The 26,350-nt window shown below is 31.3% G+C and carries 22 protein-coding genes; 17 read left to right on the top strand and 5 right to left on the bottom strand.

The window, feature by feature from the left end:
- The first annotated feature begins 346 nt into the window (after positions 1-346).
- The 3 genes from ACO6VN_RS10545 to ACO6VN_RS10535 all read left to right on the top strand — a co-directional run bounded on the left by ACO6VN_RS10545 (position 347) and on the right by ACO6VN_RS10535 (position 3,411).
- Complete coding sequence (locus ACO6VN_RS10545) at positions 347-1,078, top strand: type II CAAX prenyl endopeptidase Rce1 family protein (protein WP_064211817.1); 732 nt, start codon at positions 347-349, stop codon at positions 1,076-1,078.
- A 98-nt stretch (positions 1,079-1,176) separates the two neighbouring features.
- Positions 1,177-2,100 carry an AEC family transporter gene (locus ACO6VN_RS10540; RefSeq protein ID WP_422404640.1) on the top strand — a complete coding sequence of 308 codons (924 nt, stop codon included), beginning with the start codon at positions 1,177-1,179 and terminating at the stop codon, positions 2,098-2,100.
- 156 nt (positions 2,101-2,256) lie between these two features.
- Positions 2,257-3,411, top strand: coding sequence for an FAD/NAD(P)-binding protein (locus tag ACO6VN_RS10535; protein WP_422404639.1), 1,155 nt, complete (start codon positions 2,257-2,259; stop codon positions 3,409-3,411).
- 683 nt (positions 3,412-4,094) lie between these two features.
- On the opposite strand, the gene ACO6VN_RS10530 is transcribed toward ACO6VN_RS10535, so the two are convergent.
- Positions 4,095-6,044 (bottom strand): PTS fructose transporter subunit IIABC, encoded by a 1,950-nt coding sequence (locus ACO6VN_RS10530; protein WP_194200403.1) that lies wholly within the window; start codon positions 6,042-6,044, stop codon positions 4,095-4,097.
- Positions 6,045-6,322: 278 nt separating this feature from the next.
- Here ACO6VN_RS10530 and ACO6VN_RS10525 point away from each other — a divergent pair, with 278 nt between their 5' ends.
- From ACO6VN_RS10525 to ACO6VN_RS10515, 3 genes are all read left to right on the top strand, one after another.
- Complete coding sequence (locus ACO6VN_RS10525; protein ID WP_194200404.1) at positions 6,323-6,619, top strand: DUF3219 family protein; 297 nt, start codon at positions 6,323-6,325, stop codon at positions 6,617-6,619.
- A gap of 4 nt (positions 6,620-6,623) precedes the next feature.
- On the top strand, positions 6,624-7,619 hold the full coding sequence (locus ACO6VN_RS10520; protein ID WP_194200405.1) for an LLM class flavin-dependent oxidoreductase: 996 nt from the start codon (positions 6,624-6,626) through the stop codon (positions 7,617-7,619).
- A gap of 231 nt (positions 7,620-7,850) precedes the next feature.
- Positions 7,851-8,372, top strand: a complete 522-nt coding sequence (locus ACO6VN_RS10515) for a VOC family protein (protein WP_064204420.1) — start codon at positions 7,851-7,853, stop codon at positions 8,370-8,372.
- Positions 8,373-8,427: 55 nt separating this feature from the next.
- Here the strand turns inward: ACO6VN_RS10515 and ACO6VN_RS10510 are convergent, their stop codons facing one another.
- The 4 genes from ACO6VN_RS10510 to ACO6VN_RS10495 form a co-directional block, all read right to left on the bottom strand.
- Positions 8,428-10,248, bottom strand: a complete 1,821-nt coding sequence (locus ACO6VN_RS10510) for an acyltransferase family protein (RefSeq protein WP_422404638.1) — start codon at positions 10,246-10,248, stop codon at positions 8,428-8,430.
- Positions 10,249-10,401: 153 nt separating this feature from the next.
- On the bottom strand, positions 10,402-10,704 hold the full coding sequence (locus ACO6VN_RS10505) for a hypothetical protein (protein WP_017000990.1): 303 nt from the start codon (positions 10,702-10,704) through the stop codon (positions 10,402-10,404).
- A gap of 253 nt (positions 10,705-10,957) precedes the next feature.
- A complete protein-coding gene (hxlB, locus tag ACO6VN_RS10500) occupies positions 10,958-11,506 on the bottom strand; it encodes a 6-phospho-3-hexuloisomerase (RefSeq protein ID WP_422404637.1) in 549 nt (182 codons plus the stop codon).
- A 17-nt stretch (positions 11,507-11,523) separates the two neighbouring features.
- The gene (locus ACO6VN_RS10495) at positions 11,524-12,909 is read right to left on the bottom strand and encodes a PTS transporter subunit IIC (protein WP_282862071.1); all 1,386 of its coding nucleotides are present in this window, start codon (positions 12,907-12,909) and stop codon (positions 11,524-11,526) included.
- 44 nt (positions 12,910-12,953) lie between these two features.
- On the opposite strand from ACO6VN_RS10495, the gene ACO6VN_RS10490 reads away from it, so the two are divergent.
- The 11 genes from ACO6VN_RS10490 (at position 12,954) to ACO6VN_RS10440 (ending at position 26,307) form a co-directional block, all read left to right on the top strand.
- Positions 12,954-13,934 (top strand): LacI family DNA-binding transcriptional regulator, encoded by a 981-nt coding sequence (locus tag ACO6VN_RS10490; RefSeq protein WP_216683675.1) that lies wholly within the window; start codon positions 12,954-12,956, stop codon positions 13,932-13,934.
- Between the two features lie 20 nt (positions 13,935-13,954).
- Positions 13,955-14,875 carry a PfkB family carbohydrate kinase gene (locus ACO6VN_RS10485; RefSeq protein ID WP_216683674.1) on the top strand — a complete coding sequence of 307 codons (921 nt, stop codon included), beginning with the start codon at positions 13,955-13,957 and terminating at the stop codon, positions 14,873-14,875.
- A gap of 40 nt (positions 14,876-14,915) precedes the next feature.
- Positions 14,916-15,572 (top strand): ribulose-phosphate 3-epimerase, encoded by a 657-nt coding sequence (gene rpe / locus ACO6VN_RS10480; protein ID WP_216683673.1) that lies wholly within the window; start codon positions 14,916-14,918, stop codon positions 15,570-15,572.
- Between the two features lie 169 nt (positions 15,573-15,741).
- Positions 15,742-16,668 carry a sugar phosphate isomerase/epimerase family protein gene (locus ACO6VN_RS10475; protein ID WP_216683672.1) on the top strand — a complete coding sequence of 309 codons (927 nt, stop codon included), beginning with the start codon at positions 15,742-15,744 and terminating at the stop codon, positions 16,666-16,668.
- A gap of 37 nt (positions 16,669-16,705) precedes the next feature.
- The gene (locus ACO6VN_RS10470; protein WP_422404636.1) at positions 16,706-18,079 is read left to right on the top strand and encodes a PTS transporter subunit EIIC; all 1,374 of its coding nucleotides are present in this window, start codon (positions 16,706-16,708) and stop codon (positions 18,077-18,079) included.
- A gap of 72 nt (positions 18,080-18,151) precedes the next feature.
- Entirely contained in the window at positions 18,152-18,889 is a 738-nt protein-coding gene (locus ACO6VN_RS10465) for a DeoR/GlpR family DNA-binding transcription regulator (RefSeq protein WP_301420773.1), read from the top strand.
- A gap of 24 nt (positions 18,890-18,913) precedes the next feature.
- The gene (gene rpiB, locus ACO6VN_RS10460; RefSeq protein ID WP_216683669.1) at positions 18,914-19,363 is read left to right on the top strand and encodes a ribose 5-phosphate isomerase B; all 450 of its coding nucleotides are present in this window, start codon (positions 18,914-18,916) and stop codon (positions 19,361-19,363) included.
- 384 nt (positions 19,364-19,747) lie between these two features.
- Positions 19,748-21,232: a malate dehydrogenase (quinone) gene (gene mqo / locus ACO6VN_RS10455; protein WP_017000991.1), complete on the top strand. Its 1,485-nt coding sequence runs from the start codon at positions 19,748-19,750 to the stop codon at positions 21,230-21,232.
- A gap of 694 nt (positions 21,233-21,926) precedes the next feature.
- Entirely contained in the window at positions 21,927-23,504 is a 1,578-nt protein-coding gene (locus tag ACO6VN_RS10450) for an acyl CoA:acetate/3-ketoacid CoA transferase (RefSeq protein WP_422404635.1), read from the top strand.
- 13 nt (positions 23,505-23,517) lie between these two features.
- Entirely contained in the window at positions 23,518-25,041 is a 1,524-nt protein-coding gene (locus ACO6VN_RS10445) for a class I adenylate-forming enzyme family protein (RefSeq protein WP_017000994.1), read from the top strand.
- A gap of 60 nt (positions 25,042-25,101) precedes the next feature.
- Complete coding sequence (locus tag ACO6VN_RS10440; protein WP_017000995.1) at positions 25,102-26,307, top strand: acyl-CoA dehydrogenase family protein; 1,206 nt, start codon at positions 25,102-25,104, stop codon at positions 26,305-26,307.
- Positions 26,308-26,350 lie beyond the last annotated feature (43 nt).

Below are 26,350 nucleotides of genomic sequence, written 5' to 3'. Positions count from 1 at the left end.
CTAAAAAGTTATTTAATAAATAGTATATTGGAAATTTAATAAAAAAGCGAATTAGATTATGAAAAAAGACTCATCTTACAAAAGAAATATAAGTAACTTTATTATAATATTTCTTCATTATTAGTATCGAAAAAGTATCGATATGTTTTAATTGGTATTTAATGGAAAGTGGTGTTATAATATGAATTAGCTGTTATTAATATAATGAGTATAATAACTATCTAGTGTATAAGAGGCGCCTGTATAAGCGGGCGTCTCTTTTTTATTTGTGATTTTAAAAAACTTTTGCTTATGACGTAACGTCATAAACTATACTTGTCTTAAATTTCGACAAGGAGTGTTATAAATGAAAATCAATCTAAAACCATTGCTAGTCTATGTTTCAATTATTATTTTAAGTTTGTTAGTTAGTTGGCCTTTTTTTAATAAGTTAGTGAATAAGCAAATTCAAATGATGCATATTAATCCAGATTTGTCAGAGATAACATTAACTAATTTAAGCATGATTAATCCACTTATCTTAAGTTTAATAGCTTTATTAATAGGCCATTTCTTACATGAAAAGACAGAGCTAAAATCTATTATTTATGAAAAGGGGAACTTTAAAGATACGATACTAGTAAGTGTGATAAGCGGAGTGTTAGTTGGCCTTTGTTTAGGTATGGGGAATTTGGTTTTTAATAGTGCCCCAGAAGATATGATTGTAGAAAAAGCTTCTTTTATTAATTTACTTGGCGGGATATCTTACGGAGGTATAATAGAAGAACTTATCACGAGATTCGGGTTAATGACGTTTATAACATTTATGTTAATTAAGATTTTTAAAAGAAAAACAACTTTCATTTATATAATAAGTATCATATTATCAGCAGTGATATTTTCTTTAGGCCACCTTCCTTCAGCATTAGTAGGAATAGATGAACATTATTTTATAATCATTGTTAAAGTTATTACGCTTAATACATTTGCAGGAACAGTTTATGGTTTTCTTTATTATAAATACTATTTAGAAAGTGCCATGCTCGCACACGTTTTTACACATATGACAATGCAAACTTTATATTTATTTTTCATTTAAGTAAATATACTTTTAAAATGAAATTTCTTTTAATAAGTTTACATTATACTAATTAAGAATGATATTATGGATTTAATGTGTTTTAAAGGGGGGGTCGGATGGCTGAAATGATTTTTATTTTAAAGAGTGTCTTATTGCCTATTTTTATTATGATTTCATTGGGGTATGTTTTACAAAAACGATTTAAATTGGATTTAAGTACATTAGCTAAATTAAATATAAATGTATTTGTTCCAGGATTTATTTTTGTTAAATTTTATAAAACAAGTTTGGCACTAGACATGCTTTTTTATGTTATGGTTTTCTTCATTATATATGTAGCCTTATTATATGTGGCTGCGTATTCCATTTCTAAAGTTCAAAATCTCGATAAAGCTAAAGCGACAACGCTTAATAATAGTGTTCTCTTTTTCAACTCTGGAAATTATGGGGCACCTGTTAATGATTTAGTCTTTAAAAGTGATCCGGTCGCGATGTCTGCACAAGTTATTGTCTTAACGATGCAAAATATTTTTACATTTACATATGGTGTGTTTGCGATTCAATCTGTTCAAATTGGTAAACTAAAAGCATTGTTAAATTATTTTAAAATGCCTATCATTTACGCGTTAGTTTTAGCAGTTATTTTAAATTATAACGATATTGCTGTTCCGAATTTTATTTGGACTACTGTGAGTTATCTTTCAGATGCAATGATTGCAATTGCACTTATATTATTAGGTGCTCAAATTGCTAATATTAAATTTAGTTTTAAGTGGACATCTTCTTATATTTATATCTTTATTAGACTTATTATAGGGCCTTTAATTGCTTTAGCCATTATTAAAGTTATGGGAATCGATGGTGTTGTAGGTCAAACGCTATTTATTGCCTCTGCAATGCCGACTTCAGTTAACAGTTCAGTTATCGCACAAGAATATGATAATTATCCTGAACTCGCTGCAGAATTGGTCTTCTTATCAACGTTATTCAGTGCTATCACTGTTGTAATCGTTATATATTTATCACATATGATTTTTTAAAATAGAATATTGAAGATGAGTCCGAGACATAAAGAATAGTCTCGGACTTTTTCGTTATTCTGAAAATCATTTGCAAATTGCTTATATAATAAGGTATTATATAAATCATAATCATTACGATTTGGAGACAATTATAAAAGGAATAAAGGTGATAAAATGAAATGGACCATTGTTGGCGGAGGTATACATGCGATAACAATTGCACTTAAATTGAAGACTTTAGGTTTAAACAACAAAGATTTAAAAATTATAGATCCTCACGATGTCTTTTGTCATCAATTTGATAAACGAACAAATGATATCAGTATGCCGTTCTTAAGATCTCCGATTGTACATCATGTTCATCCAAATCCTTTTCATTTAAAACAATATTATAAGAAGCATGATTATGCAGGAGGAGTGTACGGTCAATATAAAAGGCCACAACGTGAAATGTTCATGCATCATATTTATGAGCTGATAGAACATTACAATTTAACTGAATGTCATATTAAAGATTCAGCAGTCGATATAAAGAAAACTGAAGAAACTTGGTTAATTAGTCTAGAGAGCGGTGAAGCAATAAATTCAGATGTAGTTGTTATAGCATCAGGATGTAATCATCAGCCTAAAATACCTAGTATGTATAAAGGACAAGAAGATATACAACACATATTTGAAGAAACAGATATTCAATACAAATCAACGTCTCATGTTATAGGTAGTGGTATTTCAGCTGCTCATTTAACCTTAAAATTGATTTATAATGATGAGGATAAACATGTACATTTATGGACGAACAAACCGCTTGAAGTTCATGATTTTGATGCCGATCCAGGTTGGTTGGGCCCTAAAAACATGACGGAATTTTCGAAAGTGAATTGTGCTAATAAAAAGATGGATATCATATTAAAAGAAAGACATAAAGGTTCAATGCCTAGAGAGTTATACCTTAGACTAAAAAGGTATATTAAAATGGGTAGGTTAACAATACATGAGAATGAAATTGAACAAATTAAAAAGCATCATATCCACACTAAAGACGGAACAAATATATATTATGACCATATTTTATTAGCTACAGGATTCGATAATACATTATTAACTCAACCTATACTAAACACATTGATTCATGAATATAAAGCACCATTAAATGAATGCGGATATCCTGAAATTTCTAAAAATCTAGAATGGTTACCAAATTTATTTGTTTCAGGCGGACTTGCTGATTTAGAATTAGGACCATTTGCTAGAAATATAATGGGTGGAAGAGAAGCGGCTAAGAAAATCGGAGAAAAATATTCAGAAATAAAAGAGCTCATAAAAAATTAAAAATATTTAAGATTTTCAAAAAGTATGCATAGATTATGAATCGAGTTAATAGTCTTTTACGTAGACTATCTATCTAAACGTTAGCACTTTTTTAGAACATAAAGACTACTAATTTCATAAAATATAATAAGAGTTCTAGATATTAATCCTAGACTCTTATTTTTATTTGCAATATTCTTAATAGAAATGGAAATATGTGGACCGTTAATAACACGTTTGATGAGAAGTGGCAATAAGACTACCGTTATTGACACGTTTGATGAGAAGTGACAATAAGACTACCGTTATTGACACGTTTGATGAGAAGTGACAATAAGACTATCGTTGTTGACACGTTTGATGAGAAGTGGCAATAAGACTATCGTTATTGACACGTTTGGTGAGAAGTGACAATAAGATTAACAGAAAACAGTCTTGGAATATTTATATGTCGATATTAAATGTACATACTTATAAAATCAAAAGTATATGTATTAAATTATCATTACTATTACAGCGCTAAAGTGCTTGTTTACGAACTATAGCCCGTTAAAACCGACTAATTTCCTTATATATAATAAGAGCCTGGGACATAATCAATGTCTCAGGCTCTTTTGTTATATTGGCAGTAGTTGGCAGGATTGCCGGGGTAGGACTAAGATATCTGTATAGGAAAATTAATTTCCTGTCTTAATCCTTTATTTTTATATTTCTTGTAATATATTATAAATTTCTTGATTATCTTTTGCTTCTATTAAACTATTACGGATGTCATCATTCATTAAAGCACGTGATAAACGTTGTAATAATTTTAAGTGTGTATCATCACTATCGCTTGGAACAGCAATTAAGAAGACTAATTTTGGTAATGTGCCATCTAAACTTTCCCAATCTACACCATGCTTGTTATTTAATACAGCTACAACAGGTTGTTTTACTGCTGATGATTTACCATGTGGAATGGCTACGTTCATACCTATTGCTGTTGTAGATTGTGATTCTCTTTCTAATACTGCTGAAAGTAAACTTTGTTCATCATCAATGTAGTCGTGAGATTTTAATTGAGTTATTAAGTTTTCTATTACTTGATCTCTCGTCATTGATTCATCAGATAAAGAAATAATATTTTTATCAAACACGTTCATTTCATCATTACTATCTTCAGTCGATTCATTCGTTTGAGTCGTGTTTTGTTCTTGACTAAATTCATTTGTACTGCCACTTGTGTCGGCAACACCAGCTGTTTCTGTAGCTAAATTATCAGGTTTTTTCAACATTAAAGCAGCGGTCATAGTTACAAGACTACCTACAATAACTGCTATAAAGAACCATAATATTTGTTCGATTCCACCAAGCACTGCAACGATTGGTCCACCATGAGCCACTTTATCACCAACGCCCCCAATTGCGGCGATAGCAGCAGCTACCATTGCACCAATCATATTTGAAGGGATAATACGTAACGGGTCTTGAGCAGCAAATGGTATTGCGCCTTCTGTAATACCGAATAATCCCATTGTAAATGAAGCTTTACCCATTTCGATTTCACTTTTGTTAAATTTACGTCTGTTTACAAATGTTGCTAAACCTAAACCAATAGGTGGAGTACATACCGCAACAGCAACCATACCCATAACAGCATAGTTACCTTCAGCAATCAGCGCTGAACCAAATAAGAATGCTACTTTGTTTACTGGACCACCCATATCAAATGCAATCATAGCACCTATAATCAGGGCTAGCAGAACAATATTTGCGCCTTGCATGCCTTTTAACCAAGAAGTTAATCCTTCAAATATACTCGCAATAGGTGCGCCTATTAAGAATATAAATATGAGTCCAACAATAAAGGATGAAATAATTGGAATAATAATGATAGGCATAATTGGTGCCATCGCTTTAGGAACTTTGATGTTTTTAATCCATTTTGCTATATAACCAGCGATGAAACCAGCAATAATACCCCCTATAAAACCAGCACCAGCTTCACTTCCATAAAAACTACCGTCAGCTGCAATAGCCCCACCAATCATACCAGGGACTAAACCAGGTTTATCAGCAATACTATAGGCGATATAACCAGCGAGAATAGGGACCATGAAACTAAATGATAAAGTACCTATATCTTCAACTGATTTCCAAAATGAGCCGTCAGGGATTTTTAAACCACCTGGAGTCGTTTCACCACCGATAGTTAAAGATATAGCGATAAGAAGACCCCCAACAACAATAAATGGAACCATGAAGGAAACACCATTCATTAAATGTTGATAGACCATTTGAAGACCACTTTTATTATTGTCGTCTTCGTCATATTCTTCATTTTCATCACGATTTACATGATGTACATGTGCATCTTTATCAATAATACGTTGAATGAGACCTTGTGGATTATGAATACCTTCTCTAACATTTTCGTTGATTAATAATTTGCCATCAAACCTTGATAAATCAACCTGTCTATCAGCAGCAATAATAATACCGTCAGCTTCTTTAATCTCCTTCGCTGTAAGGACATTCTCAGCGCCGACACCACCTTGCGTCTCGACTTTAATGTCTACACCCATGTCCTTAGCAGCTTGCTCTAATTTCTCTTGAGCCATATAAGTATGCGCTATCCCGTTAGGACAAGATGTTATAGCCAATATCTTCATATTTACATCTCCCTTTGTTTCCTTTTAAATTAAATATGTTTAAATATTTCATATTCAATATAATTTTAATCATTAATTTTCTATTTAACAAGCTAAGTTAATAAATATATAAATTTATATTTGTGAAATTTGAAAATATAAAAAGTGGTGTCATTAAATCACCATAAACAAAATATAAGTAATAAGGGTATATAAATATTATACTGAGTATATAGAAGTAATGTGCAAACTAATTAACAAACTGCACATAGTCAAGCGGCTACAAAAGGAGAGATAATGTGGTTAAAGAAATATATATAGATGATACTTTAATTCCAGTAATGTATTTTGACGATTCGAAAGATAACGGTGCTTATACGATTTCAATTGAATTTGATGTAACGAGTAAGGAATATCATGATATAGCCGTATTATTATATAAAGAAGTGTTCGATATTCGTATTCCTGAAAAGGATATTTCGTTTAGAGGTAAGATTTATAACTATTCAACTTCACTTACAAACTTGTATAAAGAAGGAGAAGTTGCGCAATATAGATTAGTGTTAACTGAAGTACCAGAAGAAGTAAAGGACTGAGTTTATGAGGTTAAGCATATTGGATCAATCGCCAGTTTCATCAAATCAAACGTCACGTGAAGCTTTAAATCATTCCTTGAAGTTAGCTCAGATAGGTGAGTCACTTGGTTATACGAGATATTGGTTAACGGAACATCACGATTTACAACATCTTGCAAGTTCAACTCCAGAAGTGTTGTTAGGTTATATTGGTGGACATACTGAAACGATTCGAATTGGAGCGGGTGCTATTTTACTGCCACACTACAGACCTTATAAAGTGGCAGAAATATTCAATACTTTAGCTACTTTATTTCCTAATCGCATAGATTTAGGTATCGGTAGAGCACCAGGTGGTTCAGCAGAAGCGACTAATGCTTTGTCTACAAATTATTTGCAGAAAGTCTTTGCTTTACCTGAATTGTTAGAAGAACTGTTGAATTTTTTAGATGGTAGTTTTCCAGATGAACATGAGTTTAAATCTTTATCAGCGTTACCTAAGCCAGAAAAGTCTGCAACACCATGGTTATTAGGCACAAGTGAAAAGAGTGCGAAACTTGCTGCTAAAAATGGATTGCCATATACTTTTGGTTATTTCATGAGTGACAATAAAGGTACTGAAATTATTCAAACATATAAGGACAATTTCGTGAAAAGATATGAGAACCAAGAACCAGAAGTCATTCTTACAGTATCTGTTGTTTGTGCTGAAACGAATAAACAGGCGGAGGAAATAGCATTAAGCAGTTTAATTTGGTCTATTCAAAAAGAAAAGTTAGAAGATGAAAATGGCGTACCTTCAATTGAAGCGGCTAAGCAATATGAACTCACTGATAAAGAGAAAGAAAAAATCGAAAATATGAAACAACAAATGATTATCGGTGACCAAAAAACAGTGAAGATTCAATTAAAAGCACTTGAAAAAGAATATGAGTGTGATGAAATTATGATAAACACGGTAACGTATTCTCCAGATGATAAATTTAATTCTTATTGTTTAATAGCAGAGGTATTATTATAAAGGTATTCATTATTTTGCTATATGAATATCAAAATAGGATGGTGATGAGCATGTTACTTTTAATAGGTAAAATAATCATCTCAGTAGGGCTTGTTGTTGGCTCAATCATAGAAGAAACAATACGGTCTAAAAAGAAAAAAGAACGCAACAAAGATTTATAATTATTTATTTTAATTAAATAATATTTATTGTTATGATAAATGGGAATGAATTCATAAGGAGTGATACATTTTGGATATATCGAGAGGTATAAATCATATAGGTTTAACGGTCCCGAATATTGAAGATGCTACAAAATTCTTTAAAGAAGGACTAGACGGTAAAATTGCTTATGATAGTCAGAAGAAAGATGAAAGCCCCCGTGATGGAGAGCATGTAGAACATATTCTTGGGTTAGAAGAAGGGGCAAAAATTATAAAAAAAAGAATGATGGTATTTGGCAATGGTCCGAATATAGAAATGTTTGAATTTCAAGATGCTAAACAAGCAAAACCAGATTCGTTGCAAGACATTGGTTTTACGCATATTTCATTTTATGTAGATGATTTTGAAAAAGCTTTTGAACAAATTCAAAAAGCAGGTGGAGAACCCATTTCACAACCACATGACAATACAAAATACGAAGACACTGCAGGTAATAAAACGGTTTATGTTAAAGCGCCATGGGGCAGTTTGATAGAGTTACAAACAGTACCAGAAGGGTTTTATTATCCTTCTGATAGTGAAGCGGAAGTATTTATCCCAAAGAAATAATTAAAAAATAGTAAAGACCTTTATTAAGGCCTTTACTATTTTTTAATTATTATATCTATTTATCATTGAGGTGATTATCTATTTCTTCTACGAGAGCCCTCACGCCTTTATATTCAAGATGAACACCATCGTATGCAAAGTAGTCAGGATGTCCTTTAGCTTTGCTGTGCCAGTCTATTAGATGCACATTATTTTTTTGACTTGCAAGCTTGTATAATTTTTTGTTTACATCGTCTTCCCAATCTCTTGGTACATGTGTGTTTACTAAATAGACTTGTGATTTTCCGAATTTATTAACCAATTCTTTTAATTTTTCATATGTAAAATCTCCATTTGTACCAAGTTCAATTACGACTTTATGTTTTGATGTCGTGTATTTACTGTATTTGTCTTTAACCAATGGGATGGCGTCATTTAAATTTCTACCAACTTTGCCATCTATTATGGAAGAAGGATAATTTTGATGAAGTTGTTTACCGATATCGACCATTACAGAGTCTCCTATAAATAATGGTGCTGGCTCGTCTTTATTAGATTCCATATTTTTGTGATCAGTTAATTCTTTGTTTACTGAAATTGGTGGGACAGGCTTGATGATACTTTTATCATTGGTTTCTTTACCTGAAGTTTGAAAAGAAGTTAAATTTTCTTTCGTTTTATTTTGATGTAAGTAATCAAAATGTCCAAATAATGTTAAAGATGTTACGCCGATTAATAAAATGATTATAGTAATACGCATAAATATAAACTTGAGGTGCCCTTTTGGTATTACTAAATATTTAAACCTATATTTTCTAAAAGGAATCTCCACATAACGATATGAAAATTCAGCAAATAAAATCGTTAAACAAATTTCTATTATTATGATGTATAGAGGAATTTGCCCTTGCACAAAATGCCGATTTATAAAAACTATAACTGGATAATGCCATAAGTATAAGCTATAAGATCTTTGTCCAATCCATAAAAATAATGGATTACCTAGTGCTTTAGATAACAACGTACTTGGATGAACGCTGCTTGCTATAGCTGGTAAAGTTAATAAAGATATTATATAAATACCGCCAAAATAAAACCAATTATCACTTGAAGATACTGTGAACATAAAGAAAAGTAAAATAAATAAAGATACTAAACCAATGAATTCTATACTTAACTTTAATGGGAAAGTGATATGACGCTTTAATCTAAATGGTGGCCAAATATAAGCTAACAACACTCCAAGTAATAATGTTTGTAACCTAGTATCAGTACCGAAGTATACACGAGAGTTATCTGCATTAGGCTGTGCTAAAAATATCATGAATAATACTGATATAATAGAAACTATAAAAGTCCATAAGACTGCCTTCTTATTAAACACGCCCTTTTTAAAAAATAACGAAAGAAAAATTGGCCATATGATATAAAATTGTTCTTCTATAGCTAAACTCCATAAATGTTTTAAAGGCATTAATTTGAAACTATCAAAGTAACTTACATGATGAAAAATATACCACCAATTCGAAACATAAAATATTGCTGCTATAGCATCGTGTCTTACATCTTTTATAATAGATGGTTCAAATAATAATGTATAAATACAGACACTAGCAATGAGAAACAATACTGCAGGTAATAATCTTTTAATTCTCTTTTTCCAAAAATGTAATAAATTAATATGCCCATTTTGCTGAAATTCATTTAACAATAAACTTGTAATTAAATAACCAGAAATGACGAAGAAAGTATCAACGCCGATAAAACCACCAGACAACCATTTAGGGTTTAAATGATAAATAATTATAGCGATAACAGCAATGGCCCGTAACCCGTCCAAACCAGGCAAATACCTAGTGTTTAATGACATAGCTGTCTTTGGATTCTTAGAAATCATTTCCGAATCTCCTTAATATATAAAATAACCTTAATAGACAAAATTATATCATTTTTTACCATATTTATACATTAAAAGGAAATGAAAGGTTGTGTATTTATAATAAAAAACCACCCAGCAATTGCTAGGTGGTTTGAACTTAATTAGAATAATTTAGTCCATACGTTTAAGAAGTTCAGATTTAATAATGTTTAATGCTTCCTTATAATTTTCCGCGTTGTGTTCTTGAGCATTTAAAATAAGCAAATCAATAAGTGCTGTATTACTTTTATTACTTACTTCATCTTCAAATTGAAAAATGTTTTCTTCTGATTCCTCATGACCAGGGTTAGATTTAATAATTTGGTAGTAATTATCAGCACCTAAGCCACCTTCTTCAATCATGACTGAAATTCCGGATGATCTTTGTTCATTTTGGCGATTCACTTTAATTAAATTTTTACCTTTAATAACCATAATAAAACCTCCTTGAAATGATCGAAATCCGTACAAAATTCATATCGTTAAAACAAGAGGAAGAAAAATAATCATAATGTGCTTTAGAAATAATCACCTGCTCAATACTATTAGTAATTCTAGTGTATTATTACACAGAAGAAAACACAATATCTTTGCTCAAAATAATAATGAAATTAAGTTTTGTTAAGTAAATAACTATAAAGAAAGCACAGAATTTAGAGAGAACCTAAATCATGGGCTATTATTATTTCTATTCTAAGTTAGTATGGTTATCGACCATATCATCTTTATTTAAGTTGTGTTTATTTATCAGAATTATAATAATATATTCCAATATAAAAAGTTGTGTTTGTTCAAATAAACTACCCATAGGCTGAATAGAATCTATTTCATCATCTTGTTTCATTGTTTGAGCTTTAATTTCTATTATTGTGTTTGCTTGTTGTGGCAAAGGCTCATTCGGAAATGCTGTGAAGAAAGCTATATTAGCGTTTTTTGATGCAGCAATCTTCATTAATGCATCAACAGTTGATAAATAGCCAGTGCCTGAACTTGTGATTAATAAATCATTTTTAGATATAGCAGGTGTAGTGACATCACCTATAACATGTACTTTATATCCAAGATGCATTAACCTCATAGCGAAACTAGATAAAACAATTTTTTCCCTTCCTAAACCATAAATAAATATTCTGTTCGCTGTATCTATATCTTCAATTAATTTATTGATTTCTGCATCTTTTGTTTCGAAAAAGCTTTTAGTTAGCTCTGAGATCATTTGATTTTTTATGTTACTCATGATATCACCCTTTCAAATTATAAATATAATTCTTTATCTTTTTTCTTCATAGCTTTGAAATACCAAGTAAATATAGCGATATATATTATAATAGCTATTATAGCGAATAATATTAATTTTAAATCTAGAGTGTCCCAAGCTTTGCCTATTAAAATTGCTAACATTTTTTCGATAGGATCAGAATCTACTGAAGAAAACATTTGTCCTTTTGAAAGCCCAGAAGGAAATTCTCCCATAGATTTTGAAGTGTTTGTTAAGAATTCAGAAATCATGGTCGCAGCCCATAAGAATAAAGGTATTAAAATAGTTCCGATAATAGTCATTCTGATTACTTTACCTCGGGTGATTAGTAATAAAGCTGGAGCCAAGATTGTTAGTAATATTCCACCTAAAGGCAATACATTATTACCTGGAAGTATCATTGCAATAATTATAAGGATAGGAGCGAGTAAGTTGATTACTGCCCATAACTCAGCACTTGATGCTAAAATCGGCCAATCTATACCTACATATAATTTTCTTCCTTTAAGTTTAGAACTCATAAGTTGACTAATTCTGTTAGAAAGAGGTTCTATAGCACTTCCGAACCAACCTCCTATATATGCAAACAGCTCTAATACTACGCCAGTTGTAAACCCGAGTACTAAAATTTCTTTTAGTGGTTGTTGTCCTAGAATCCCTATAAATACACCTAGATAAACACCAATTGCAAACTTACTTCCCCAAAAACCTATTTTTCTATTCAATGTTTCAGCATTAAAGTCAAATTTGTCAATAAATGGAAGAAATTTTGTGATAAATTTATCTACTACTAAAACAATTGGTGCTATTAATAATGATGGATGTGCTGTTGTTGTCACATTTTTTTCGTCGTAGTCAAGTACATAGTTAATAGATGGTTTTAAAGCATCAGAATTCTTTAAAATTAATATATAAATACAGATAACAAATATAGTCGTAACAACCATATTTTGAGCATAGTATTCAATTAATAAACCTAATACTGAAATATTCCATATATTAAATAAATCTACATTTAAAGTTTTTGTTTTATTAATAAGTAATAATACTAAATTAGTAATAGTGCATATGAAAGCAAAATATAAAGTGTAAATTGACCCCCAAGTTATGACTGCTAATGGGGCCCACCCAAGATCTGTGACACTTAAATTTACTCCAGACATTTTAACAAAATCTTCTAAAGCAGGACCTAAAGCGCCTGTTAATAGAGATATAGCAGCTGTCATACCAGTAAGTGCTATCGCCATTCTAATACCACTTTCAAGAGACTTAGAAAATTTCACGCCAAATACTAGTGAAAGTAAAGTTATAATTATAAACATTATTGCTGGTCCACCTAAACTAATTAACCACTCAAACATGCTATTTATTGTTTTTATCATTTTATCTCTCCTTTGTAATCGGTTACAAAGAATGGAGAAAGAATATGGTTAATATAAAAGATGTTGCTAAGTTTGCAAATGTCTCTACTGCAACAGTTTCTAGAATCATGAATGGTAGACCAGGAGCAAATAAAGAAACAGAGAAGAAAGTTAAAGATGCAATTAAGAAACTTAACTATCAACCTAGTAGTATGGCTAGAAGTTTATCAAATAAATCTTCAAACCTTATTGCATTTATCGTTCCGAATTTAAGTAATCCTTATTTTACTGACTTAATTAATTTACTGGATAAAGCTGCGCTTAAATATGGATATAAATTATATTTATGTAATAGTAATGATAATCCTAAAAATATTTCTTACTTTTTGAAAAATATTGTAGATAACTTTATAAAAACAGTGATTATAAATTCTTTAGCTGTTACAGAAGAAGATATTAAATTTTTGAAGGATAAAGGAATAAAAGTTATTACAATAGACAGGACTCATTTAAAAAATCATCCAAATACTTTGTCTGTAGATCATTTTAAAGGTAGCTTTATGGCTACGGAATATTTAATAAATGAATGCAACTGTCAAAACCTCATTTTTATCTCAGGATCTATGAAAGAGCAATCTTCTATTAGTAGGTTCAAGGGTTATAAAAATGCTGTAGAAAAATTCACTTCACATAAGTCTATTAGATTGGTTGAAGGCGATTTCACCTACAATAGTGGTTATGAGCTTGCAAAAGAAGTTTTAAAAGAAAGAAATATTGTAGATGGTATTGTATGCGCAAATGATGCTATGGCTATTGGTGTAATGAGAGCATGTTTCGAACTTGATATTAAAATTCCTGATGATATTCAAATTATTGGATACGATAATTGTTCGCTTTCTCAATACACTACGCCATCTTTAACCACTGTTAACCAGTTGGATAAAAAAATTGGGGATATAATTATGGATTCTATTTCTAAAAATTTACAAATCAATTCGGAATTTATACCTGAAATAATAGAAAGAGAAACTACAAAAGAAAGATAATCATAACGGGGGTATAATTAATGACTAAAGAAATAATTACGATGGGTAGTATTAATCAAGACATATTTGTTAACACTAAAGATTATCCCAAAAATGGGGAAACAGTTTGGGTAGATTCCGTGAACAATCAACCTGGAGGTAAAGGAGCTAACCAAGCAATTGCGTTAACTAAAATCGGAGGAAAAACAAAGTTTATTGGTGCTGTTGGAGTAGATGCCCATGGAGAAAACATGATTAAAAACTTACAAAAGCATGGAGTAGATACAGAATTTATTGTTAGTAAGAAAGGGATTAACACAGGTACATTTATAGTAATATTAGATAGTACTGGTGAAAACACTATGTTAGGCACTTTAGGCGCAAATAATCATTTGAGCGATGATGATATTATTAAAGCATTTGATCAGACAAATGCTGATTATCTATTATTGCAATTGGAAACAAGTAAGGCTTCTATAATGACAGCTTTAAAAATTGCTAAAGAAAAAAATATTAAAGTTGTATTGGACCCAGCACCAGCAGATGGGTATGATGAAGAATTTTTAAAGTATGCATATTTAATTACACCTAATCAACAAGAAGCTGAAGCCATATCCGGAATTAAAGTTACAGATATAGAAAGTGCTGAGCAAGCGGCTCACATTATTAGTCAAAAAGGTGTAGAAAACGTAATCGTAAAATTAGGATCTCAAGGTTCATTAATTTATAAAAACCAAGAAACAACTTTTATACAGTCACATAAAGTGAATACAATTAATACAGTTGGAGCTGGAGATGTTTTTGCAGCGGCTATAACTGTTTGTTTAAATAATTCTCAGAGTCTAATTGAAGCAGTTGAATTTGCAACTGCTGCTTCAGCTATTAAAGTAAGTAAAAAAGAAACACAAGAAGCAATACCTAGTTATTCTGAAATTCAAGATTTTGTTAAAAAGCAGAAATAAAATATTTCAACAAATAATATGTGAGAAAGGAAGATTTAATTTGAAAAAAATATTATTACCTTCAATGATGCTCGCGGATTTTGGGAATTTAAAAGAGGAAATTAAAAAATTAGATGAAGCAGATGTGACAGGATACCATATCGATATAATGGATGGTCAGTTTGTTCCTAATTTTGGCATGGGATTACAAGATTTAGAGTTTATAAGAAGTGCAACCGACAAACCAATAGATGTTCATTTAATGATTAATACTCCAGATAAATATATAGATTTGTTTTCTAACTTAGGTGTAAACGTTATATATATACATCCTGAAGCGGATGTGCATCCTACAAGAACTTTACAAGCAATTAGAGATAAGGGAATTAAAGCAGGGATAGCAATAAATCCTGGTACTTCAGTTGAAAGTATTCAACCATATTTATCAATTATAGACTATATAATGGTTATGACAGTAAACCCAGGATTTGCTGGACAAAAATACTTAGACTTTGTTGATGAAAAGATTGAGATATTAGCACAATCTACATTTAAAGATAAATATGAATATGAGTTATTAGTAGATGGTGCTATTTCACCAGAAAAAGTTGAGAAATTACACAAAAAAGGTGTTAAAGGATTTGTACTAGGTTCATCTTCACTTTTCGGAAAAGATCAAAGTTATAAAGAAATAATTCAAGAACTAAAAGAACTTTAACAAAATTTATAGCCATTCACAAAGTGAAGGCTATTTTTTTACAATTTAATATCAGATAATTCTAACAAATGAAATAAAGTGAAAATATTTGAAATAAAGTGAAAATATTTGATTGTATTTGGAATAAAAGCGTGTTATTATGGACTAAATAAATAAAGGAGTGTCGGAATTGAAAATAGCTACAAGAATAAATTCGTTTTTACCCAAATATAATAATGATTTAAATTTAGTATTTAAAAAATTTAGTGAATTAGGAATAACACATGTGGATTTAAATTATCCTGAACATGTAACTAATTATTCTTCAGAAGTAATGAAAGATATGCTTAAAGACAATAATTTAGAAGCAAATGGTGTTGCTTTAAGATTTAGAAATGAATTTATAAATGGTGAATTAGGAAATTCAGATGTTAGTATCTCTGAGAAAGCGATAGAACTATGCAAATCTGCATGTGATTATTGTAGAGAAATTAATGGTGAAGTAGTAACGATTTGGTTAGGTTATGATGGATTTGATTATTCGTTTCAAATTGACTATGTAAAAGTCTGGGAACAAATAAAAAATAGTATATCTGAAATAGCTGAATATGCTCCTGACATTAAAATAAGCATTGAATATAAACCATTTCAACCTAGAGCGTATGCTTTTATAGATAGTTTTGGAGTAGCATTTTCTATGATAAAAGAAATTAACAAGGACAATGTTGGAATTACATTAGACTTTTGTCACATGCTTATGAAACATGAAAATCCGGCATATGCTGCTAGCATTTTAGGAAGTAAAGAAAAATTATATGGAGTTCATTTAAATGATGGCCATGGGTTAAATGATGATGGATTAATGATTGGGACAAATAATTTAATAAAAACAATCGAATTTATCTATTACTCTAAAAAATATGACTATAAACAAGCGTTCTATTTTGACACTTTTCCAGTCATAGAAGATCCAATAGAAGAATGTGAAAGAAATATTAATATGATACACAAAATTAATAATTTAATAGATAGGCTAGGAATGGATTACTTTGAGAAAATAATTAAACAAAATAGTGCTGTAAAAGTAAGTGATTTAGTATTAGAAATCTTAAAATAAGATTTCTAATATCTTTTTAGAAAGGGGAGAAAGGGATATGGATTACAATAAATCTGCAAAAGAAATTCTTGAAAGAATTGGTGGCCCAGATAATGTAGCAAATATGACGCATTGTGCCACTAGATTAAGAATAACCGTTCGGGACAATGGCTTAATTCAAGATGATAAAGTCAGAGAAATAGACGGGGTAGTAAATACTTTAAATAAAGCAGGACAATATCAAATCTTAATTGGTACCGATGTCCCTAAACTATACGATGAATTTGAAGAACTTGTTAAAGGAGATGGGGAGTCGGTAGAAACTAGTTCAGAAGACAATAACAATGAAAGTATTATAAGTAAGGTATTCTCAGCTATTTCCGCTATATTCGCACCATTATTACCGGCATTGGCAGGATCAGGTATATTAAGAGGTTTGCTAATACTTGCTGAACAAATCGGATTAGTATCCAAAGACAGTGGGACATATGCAATTTTAAATGTGGCTTCCATGAGTGTCTTTTATTTTTTACCTGTGTTGTTAGCGTTTACATCAGCTAGAAGGTTTGGAGCTAGTCCTTATTTATCTGCTTTAATAGGAGCTGCGCTTTTAAATCCAGATTATATTGCTTTGATGGGTGATACTGGTAATGGTACAACGACAACATTTTTAAATATTCCTGTAGTGCTTATGGGATATAATGCTACGGTTGTTCCAATTATATTATCAATATGGGCGTATTCATATTTGTATAAATTCTTAGATAAAAAAATTCCTGAAACTTTAAAGCTTGTAGTTATACCATTGATATCATTATTAGTAATGGTGCCATTAACGATTATGGTAATTGGCCCGATAGGTGTATACAGCGGTGAAGGAGTAGCTAGTTTAGTTAATTGGCTCATAGAAAGAAGTAGTATTCTTACAGGTATACTAATCGGTGGTGGCTGGAGCATTTTAGTCAGTCTTGGAATACATTGGGCAGTTAACCCGATTATGATCAATAATGTATCGACATATGGGTTTGATTATATCGTTCCTTATACATTTGCGTGTAACTTTGCAGTTATAGGTGTTACTATAGGCGTGTATCTAAAAGCCAAAAATAAAAAACTAAAAAACTTTGCAGCATCAGGTTTTATAACTATAGCTTTATCAGCAATTATCGAACCTGTTCTATTTGGATTATTAATTAAAAATAAAAAGCTGTTTTTAGCTCAGATTATCGGAGGAGCTGTAGGTGGCGCTTATCTTGGGTTAATGAAAGTAGTAACTTCAGCATTTGTTTTTGGAAGCGTAACGACGTTCCCTGCGTTTGTTAGTGAAAAAGAAATGAACTTTTTAAATGCTATGATTGGATTAGTAATTTCACTAGTAATAGGAGCTATTTTGGCTTATGCATTTACTAAGAAAGATGAAGAATTAACATAAAATAATGATAAAACTTCCCTTTATTTATAATTAATTGGTAATATATACATGTAGATTTGAGAGGAGTTTATTATGATACCTTATGAAAGACAAGAAAGAATTTTACAAATATTAAAAGAGCAAAAGATGATGAAGATAAATGATTTACATGTATTATTACCAAATGTGTCAATGTCTACTTTAAGACGTGATATCAAAGAACTTGAATCTTCCAATAAAATTAAAACATTGTCGGGTGGCGCAATTAAGCATCAAACTAAAAGTACTGAAATTCCAATTAGTACAAAATCTACTTTAAATGTAAAAGAAAAAGAATATATTGCAAAGTTAGCAGTAAAACAAGTAAATGAATTTGAGACAGTTTATGTAGATTCTGGATCAACATGTACATTTTTGTTAGAAGAATTAGTAAAAAAGAATGTGAATATTATAACTACTAATACTAATATATTAACTTTAACGAACGATATTTATGCAAATATCACTCTAATTGGGGGAGAATATAATAAGAAGATATCTTCCTTAAGCGGTCCATTAACAGAAGAAAATTTAAAAAAGTATATTTTTGATAAAGCTTTTATAGGCGCGAACGGAATTGACAAAAAATTTGGCGCAACTACTCCTAGTATTCAAGAATCCTCGAAGAAAAAAGTGATTTTTAATCAATCAAAAGATTCATATTTTTTATGCGATAGTTCTAAGTATCATAGTAGTTCTAGTGTGAAAGTTGCAAATTTAAATGAAATTAAAATCATAAGTGATAAATATGATGAAGAGATAGCAGAACAGGCAATGATAATTTATAAATAATAAATATATAAGGAGTGTTTATAAATGAAAATAGGTATTGCAAGCGACCATGTAGGGTTTGAATTAAAGCCAATTATAGTAGATTATTTAAAAGAACTAGGTTATGAGGTAGAAGATTTTGGACCACAAAGTTCTGAAAGAACTGATTACCCTAAATATGGTAAGCGAGTAGCAGACTCAGTAGTAACTAAAGAAGTGGATTTAGGTATTTTAATTTGTGGCACTGGTGTGGGTATTTCCATAGCTGCTAATAAAGTTAAGGGTATCAGAGCTGTAGTATGTAGTGAGCCGTATACAGCTAGTCTCTCTAAAAGACATAATAATACAAACATTTTAGCATTTGGATCTAGGGTTATCGGTAGTGAATTAGCTAAGATGATAGTTAAAGAATGGCTTGAAGCTGAATTTGAAGGTGGCAGACATGGGAATAGAGTGAACATGATTGGTAATATTGAAGAGAATTTTGAATGTTAATTATAAAAAGCGCTGTATATTAGACAGCGCTTTTTATAATTTGAAATATTTATATAACATCAATAATATTAAAAAATTATTACACAGAAGAAAATACAATCCCTTTGCTCAAAACAATAAAAAACGTTATTTTTTCGATATACAGGGAACATATAATGTATAGATTTCTTCAAAACCATAATATCCCAAAAATGTTAGGGAAATATTACTATCATTAAAAATGTTATAATTTACTTTTCCTTACTATTGTTTTAATATTAGCTTATAAAGCGCTTTATTTATACATTTCTTATGTAAATCAATAATTGATTTAAGCTTTTTATCGTTATATTCAAATAAAAATTTTAGGATATAATTGATTATAATTTAGAAAGGTGATTATGAATGGATAATACACAACCAAAAGACGTCATATTAATTGGCGCTGGTATTCTAAGTACAACTTTTGCTTCTTTCTTAAAAGACATAGAACCGGATTGGAACCTTAAAATCTTTGAACGTTTAGACCAACCGGCTATTGAAAGTTCAAATGAAAAGAATAATGCTGGTACAGGTCACGCAGCGTTATGTGAATTGAACTATACAGTAGAACAAGAAGATGGCTCTATCGATGTAGAGAAAGCTAAAGAAATTAACGAACAATTCGAGATTTCTAAACAATTTTGGTCTCATTTAGTTAAAAGCAAAGCGATAGAGAATCCTAAAGAATTCATCCGTCCATTACCTCATATCAGTTTTGTTATGGGTATGCGCAATGTTGATTTCTTAAAACGTCGTTATGAAGCTTTAAAATCATTACCGATGTTTGAAGGGTTAGCTTACTCAGAAGATCATGAAAAATTAGCTGAATGGATGCCATTAATCATGGAAGGTCGTAATTCTAACGAACCTTTAGCTGCTAGTAAAATTGATGAAGGTACAGACGTAAACTTCGGTGAATTAACACGTAAACTAGTTAAAAATATCGAAAAGCATGACAATGCAGAAGTACAATTCCGTCAAGAAGTTGTGAATTTCAAACAACGTGAAGACAGCAAATGGGAAGTTGAAGTACGTAATTTAGAAACAGGTGAAGTTGTAACACATGTAGCTGATTATATCTTCATCGGTGCAGGTGGTAATGCAATTCCATTACTACAAAAAACTAAAATACCTGAAAGTAAACACCTTGGAGGCTTCCCAATTAGTGGTGCATTCTTAGTTTGTAATAATCCGAAAATTGTTAATGAACATGATGCGAAAGTGTATGGTAAAGAACCACCAGGCACACCACCTATGACAGTTCCACACTTAGATAGACGTTACATTCAAGGTAAAGAAAGTCTTTTATTTGGACCATTCGCAGCAATTGGACCAAAATTCTTGAAAAATGGTTCTAACTTAGATTTATTCAAATCTATTAATCCAAGTAACGTGGTAACGATGTTATCATCTGGTGTGAAAAACATGTCATTAGTTAAATACTCAATTCAGCAAGTACTTATGAACAAAGAAGATCGTATGAAAGAATTACGCCGCTATGTTCCTAATGCTAAAGATGAGGATTGGGATTTACACATTGCTGGTAAACGTGTTCAAGTTATTAAAGATACAGAAGAACATGGTAGAGGCTTTATCCAATTTGGTACTGAAGTTGTAAACTCTAAAGATAACACTGTCATTGCTTTATTAGGTGAATCACCAGGAGCTTCAACATCAGTATCAGTAGCTTTAGAAGTATTTGAAAAGAACTTCCCACAATATATCAAAAAATGGGAACCAAAAATCAAAGAAATTATCCCTTCATACGGTGAATCTTTAATTGAAGATACTGATTTATTGAAGAAAACAAGAAAAGCTACAAGTAAAGATCTTGAATTAGAATCATAAAGCGTAAAAGTAACATAAGAAAATAAAAACGTGGGATAGGAGTACCTAATCCCAAGCAGAAAACACCAATTCGTCAGAAGACCGAATTGGTGTTTTTTATTGAAATTTTAGTAGCTCCGAATGTTGCAAGAGACGCACCACGTGCAACATAGTGCCTCCGAATATTGCAAGACACGCTTCACGTGCAACATAATGCCACCGAATATTGCAAGACGCGCACCACGTGCAACATATCAATTTAACTTTTTATTTTTGAAATGTATTAATAGGATAATATACGAAAAAATTACTTCACATATCAAACAAAAATACTGAATATTATTAAATATTTATAAAAATGATGCTTATAATATCAATCGTTCTGATATAAAACTTAATAAGTTCATTTTTTTATAAATCAATTTATTACTATATTCATATATAAAAGTGATTTTTGATAATTTAATTTTTGTATTTTAGTTACGTTTTTCTGTGGAATAAAATTGTTTCTAAAAGCATTATCACTACAGTATGTGATGTGGTACTAAGTTCTAGTTACAAGCAATTATTTAATAATTGAAAAGATATTGTCGTATACCTTTTTACTTTTGTTTTATATTTACAATGTGTTATATTTATAAATGTAAGGGCTTACATTTATTTGAGGGGGTCTTTTATGAAATGTTTGCATCATAGATAGTTGGGGGTTAGTCTAATGAAAATTATTTCGTTCAATGATTTAAAAGATATTGTAAAGTCCGGTGATGTAATATCTATTGCTGCATTATCAGTTGCTAATTTACCGGTTAATGTTTTAAAACATATTGCTTTGGCTCATGAGAAAACTGGACAAATTGATGATTTAACGATTATGTTGGCAAATGATATTAGTGATTACCGTGGGGATGGTTATGATTTAGATTCATTTGTTAGTCGTGGGATGGTTAAACGACTGATTGCAAGTATTATTATTGGTTCACCTAAAACGATTGAAGCGATAAAAAGCAATGAAATTGAAGCTTACATGTTGCCTCAAGGTTTAATGGCGACGCATTATAGACGAGATTCAAAATTGTTTCCTGGCACGATTTCTAAAATAGGACTTAATACGAACATAGATCCAAGACATTCAGGTGGAAAAGTGAATGAAGTGACTAAAAAAGATATCGTTAGTTTACTAGAAGTGAATCATGAAGAATACTTACATTATGATTTTCCTAAAACCGATATTGCACTTCTTCGTGGTACATATGCAGATAGTGAAGGTAATATTTTTATGAATCATGAAGCACACTTAGGTGAAGGTTATGGCGTTGCAGCAGCAGCTCATAGTAACGGTGGGAAAGTCATCGTACAAGTTAAAGAAATTGTGGAAAGTGGTAGTTTCAAGCCGACTGAAGTATTTATACCAGGTGAACTTGTGGACTATGTAGTTGTGAACGATAATCCAAAATATCATCGACAACTTCCACAAGCATATTATGACCCTGCTTTATCAGGTGAATACAGAATCAATAAAATGCTTGAACCATTTATTGAGTTTAATACACGTAAAGTTATTCTCCGTCGAGCTGCACAATTTCTACAAAAAGATGATGTAGTCAGTATTGGTTTTGGAATCAATAATGAATTATCAAATATGCTAGTAGAAGAAGGAGCACATGACTTAGTGCAGTTAAACGTTGATACTGGTAACTTTGGTGGAATGGTAGGAAGTAGGGAATACTTCGGTATGAACTATAACTTAGATGCAAGAATGAGACATGAAATGACTTGGGACTTTATATATAGTGGTGGACTGGATGTAGCATATTTAAGCTTTGCTGAAATCGACCAACATGGAAATGTTAATGTCTCGATGTATGGCGATAGAATGAATGGCTGTGGGGGATTCGTTGATATTAGCCAAACAGTTAAGAGAATTGTATTTTCAGGGACGATGGTAGTAGGAAGTCAGTCTACTTGTAGCAATAATGAGTTGGTCATTGAACAAGAAGGTCATACAAAGAAATTTGTAGAACAAGTTAAAAATTTAGACTTCAATGCTGCATATTCTAGAAAATTAGGACAAGAAGTTTATTATGTTACTGAACGTGCTGTATTCCAATTAACTGATGATGGTCTGAAATTGATTGAAATTGCGCCAGGTTTAGATTTAGAAAAAGATGTACTCGCTAACTTGGCATTTCAACCGATTATCGCTGATGATCTTAAAATGATAAATCGAGACATTTATCAAGAAAATTGGGGAGGCTTGCAAAGAAGTATTCAAGATAATAGTTCAAACTATTAAGGGGGCGTTTAATATGAATTACGATTGGATAAAAACGAGAGCGCAATTTGATGAAGAGAAACCAGCAGTCATCGATCCGTTAAAAGGCACGGAATGGACTTACCAAGAATTGAATATAAGGGCAGAGAACTTAGCGAATCACCTACAAGAACAAGGGGTTAAACGTGGTGATGTCGTTGGTATTTTTGCGCCAAACGATGTGTCAATTTTAGATTTATTGTTTGCTTCATTTAAAATAGGCGCAGTATACTTTCCGATGAATTGGCGTCTAAAACCAAATGAAATCGAAAGTGTTATAGAAGATTCAAATATTAAAATGATATTTTATTCCACTAGGCATCTGAGTAGTTTACAAGGTATAGCAGATGAGTATTTACATTTAGATATTGATTCTAAAGAATATGATGAAATAGTGGATCCGAAAAATCATCGACCATTTGAATCAGTAGATGTGGGGCAAGATGATTTAGCATCATTAATGTATACGAGTGGAACAACAGGATTACCTAAAGGTGTTATGTTTACGTATGAATCATTCACAACAAATGCTGTAAATACGATTTTAACTTATAAAGTAAATGCTGATTTCTCTACTATCGTATCATTACCAATGTTCCATGTATTTGGTTTTAATGATTTAACAATTCCATTATTGATGGCAGGTGGCACAATTGTACTGCATCGCTACTTTGAAGGTGAACAGTTAAATGATTTAATGAAGAAGTATCAACCTAATTATTTAACACTTATTCCGACGATGTATTATGCGATGTTAGTAGCACCAAACTTTGATATGAAAAGTTTTGAAAATATAGACTTTCTTGTTCAAGGTGGGTCTGCTCCGCTTCCAGGCGTGCAGAAAAAATTCCAAAGCATGGGTTTAAATTTAATTAATGGTTATGGGTTAACGGAAGCACCATTGGCATTAGTTAATACACCTACAAATGCAGTGAATAAGCCGATGAGTATCGGTAAACCTGTTATGTACGTTAAAGTACGTATATACAATGATGATTATAAGGAAGTTGGAGTAGGAGAAATTGGTGAGCTTGCAATTAAGGGTAAACAAGTAACACCTGGTTATTGGAATAAACCTGAAGCAACCGAGAAAAACTTTAAAGATGGGTATTTCTTAACAGGAGATTTGGCGAGAGTTGACGAAGATGGAGATATTTATATAGTTGACCGCAAAAAAGAAATGATTATTACTGGCGGTGAAAACGTGCTACCTTCTGAAGTTGAAAATGTTCTTGCATCTCACCCTCTAGTAGCTCAAGGTGTAGTCGTAGGGTTTGAGAGTGAGAAATTCGGCGAATCCGTATCTGCAGCTGTGTTACTATCAGAAGATGATCCTGATTATGAAGAAAAATTAGATAAACATATGAAGGAGCATTTAGCAGGCTATAAAGTTCCGAAAATGTATTTGAAAGTTACGAAAATGCCATTAACATCTACTTCAAAACCCGATAAATTAGAAATTCAAAAAATGATGAATAAGAAAGCGAAACAAAATAATAAAGAAAATGACTTAGAATAAAGCATTATATTTTTTTTAATCTTATTGTAAGCGTTATCATTTTAAATGGAGGTTACTATTATGACAAACAGAGAAGAAACATTAAAAGAATTATTTCCAGAAGATATACTCAATATTTCTAAAGACTTAACAGACGGTGAATTGAAATTTCTTAAACAATTAAATGATTTGTTAGAAGAAAAATATAGATCAACTATTAATGAACATTGGATAAATGCGACAGTTCCAGAAGATTTCTTTGATGATATGGGCAAGTTAGATTATTTTAATAATCCATTATTATTTGAAGGCCGTGAAGGTGCTAAAACACCGAGTCAATTATTCCAATTTTTCATGTCATATGTTGTAGCACGATTTGATGTTTCACTAGTTACGCTATTAGGTGTACATCAAGGTTTAGGACACAATTCATTCTTGTTTGGCGGAAGCAAAGAACAAATCGCTTATTATATTCCTAAATTACAATCTCACGAATTGAGAACATGTTTCGCTTTAACTGAGCCTGAACATGGATCAGACGTTGCTGGTGGATTAGAAACAACAGCAAAGAGAGAAGGAGATAAATGGATTATCAATGGTGAGAAGAAATGGATAGGCGGCGCAAACTTATCTGATGTTATACCAGTTTATGCAGTAGATGTTGAAACAGGTAAGCCTAAAGGTTTCATTATTAAGCCTGAACAAGAAGGTGTAGATATTGAAATTATTGAAAATAAAATAGCGTTAAGAATTATACCAAATACAATAATTCGTTTAAAAAATGTAGAAGTTAAAGAAGAAGATAGATTACAAAATATTAATGGCTTCAAAGATATTGCAAAAGTACTTTATTCAACACGTGCTGGTGTGGCGTACATGGCTACTGGAGCATTAGCAGGTGCATTACGCGCTACATTGGATTATGTGACTGAGCGTAAGCAATTTGGTAAAGAAATTAGTAAATACCAATTAATTCAAGAGAAGTTAGCTATGATGCAAGGTAACTTAGCTCAAGCGATGGCAACTTGTGCACAACTTGCGCGAATGCAAGCCCATGGTGAGTATGATGAAGTTGCAACTTCAACAGCAAAAATGATGAATTCATTGAGACTTAGAGAATCAGTTGCAATGGGTAGAGGTATTACAGGTGGTAACGGTATTCTCGCTGAATATGATATTGCAAGATTCTTCTCGGATGCTGAAGCAGTATACACATATGAAGGTACACATGAAATAAACGCTTTAGTTATAGGGCGCGCATTAACAGGTGATTCAGCCTTTCTTTAATTCAATAACAAGTAAAGAAATACAGAATATATTGGAGGACTTT

This window comes from Mammaliicoccus sp. JADD-157 (assembly GCF_049310805.1).
In the GTDB taxonomy this organism is placed as follows: Bacteria; Bacillota; Bacilli; order Staphylococcales; family Staphylococcaceae; genus Mammaliicoccus; species Mammaliicoccus lentus.
Note: the sequence above shows the minus strand (reverse complement) of the source record. Positions and strands in the feature narration are given on the sequence as shown.

What these genes read in the sequence shown, in the direction of transcription:
- ACO6VN_RS10545 (WP_064211817.1), top strand. Translation starts at nt 347, where the DNA reads ATGAAAATCAATCTAAAACCATTGCTAGTCTATGTTTCAATTATTATT.
- ACO6VN_RS10540 (WP_422404640.1), top strand. Translation starts at nt 1,177, where the DNA reads ATGGCTGAAATGATTTTTATTTTAAAGAGTGTCTTATTGCCTATTTTT.
- ACO6VN_RS10535 (WP_422404639.1), top strand. Translation starts at nt 2,257, where the DNA reads ATGAAATGGACCATTGTTGGCGGAGGTATACATGCGATAACAATTGCA.
- ACO6VN_RS10530 (WP_194200403.1), bottom strand. Translation starts at nt 6,044, where the DNA reads ATGAAGATATTGGCTATAACATCTTGTCCTAACGGGATAGCGCATACT.
- ACO6VN_RS10520 (WP_194200405.1), top strand. Translation starts at nt 6,624, where the DNA reads ATGAGGTTAAGCATATTGGATCAATCGCCAGTTTCATCAAATCAAACG.
- ACO6VN_RS10510 (WP_422404638.1), bottom strand. Translation starts at nt 10,248, where the DNA reads ATGATTTCTAAGAATCCAAAGACAGCTATGTCATTAAACACTAGGTAT.
- ACO6VN_RS10505 (WP_017000990.1), bottom strand. Translation starts at nt 10,704, where the DNA reads ATGGTTATTAAAGGTAAAAATTTAATTAAAGTGAATCGCCAAAATGAA.
- hxlB (WP_422404637.1), bottom strand. Translation starts at nt 11,506, where the DNA reads ATGAGTAACATAAAAAATCAAATGATCTCAGAGCTAACTAAAAGCTTT.
- ACO6VN_RS10495 (WP_282862071.1), bottom strand. Translation starts at nt 12,909, where the DNA reads ATGATAAAAACAATAAATAGCATGTTTGAGTGGTTAATTAGTTTAGGT.
- ACO6VN_RS10490 (WP_216683675.1), top strand. Translation starts at nt 12,954, where the DNA reads ATGGTTAATATAAAAGATGTTGCTAAGTTTGCAAATGTCTCTACTGCA.
- ACO6VN_RS10485 (WP_216683674.1), top strand. Translation starts at nt 13,955, where the DNA reads ATGACTAAAGAAATAATTACGATGGGTAGTATTAATCAAGACATATTT.
- ACO6VN_RS10470 (WP_422404636.1), top strand. Translation starts at nt 16,706, where the DNA reads ATGGATTACAATAAATCTGCAAAAGAAATTCTTGAAAGAATTGGTGGC.
- ACO6VN_RS10465 (WP_301420773.1), top strand. Translation starts at nt 18,152, where the DNA reads ATGATACCTTATGAAAGACAAGAAAGAATTTTACAAATATTAAAAGAG.
- rpiB (WP_216683669.1), top strand. Translation starts at nt 18,914, where the DNA reads ATGAAAATAGGTATTGCAAGCGACCATGTAGGGTTTGAATTAAAGCCA.
- mqo (WP_017000991.1), top strand. Translation starts at nt 19,748, where the DNA reads ATGGATAATACACAACCAAAAGACGTCATATTAATTGGCGCTGGTATT.
- ACO6VN_RS10450 (WP_422404635.1), top strand. Translation starts at nt 21,927, where the DNA reads ATGAAAATTATTTCGTTCAATGATTTAAAAGATATTGTAAAGTCCGGT.
- ACO6VN_RS10445 (WP_017000994.1), top strand. Translation starts at nt 23,518, where the DNA reads ATGAATTACGATTGGATAAAAACGAGAGCGCAATTTGATGAAGAGAAA.
- ACO6VN_RS10440 (WP_017000995.1), top strand. Translation starts at nt 25,102, where the DNA reads ATGACAAACAGAGAAGAAACATTAAAAGAATTATTTCCAGAAGATATA.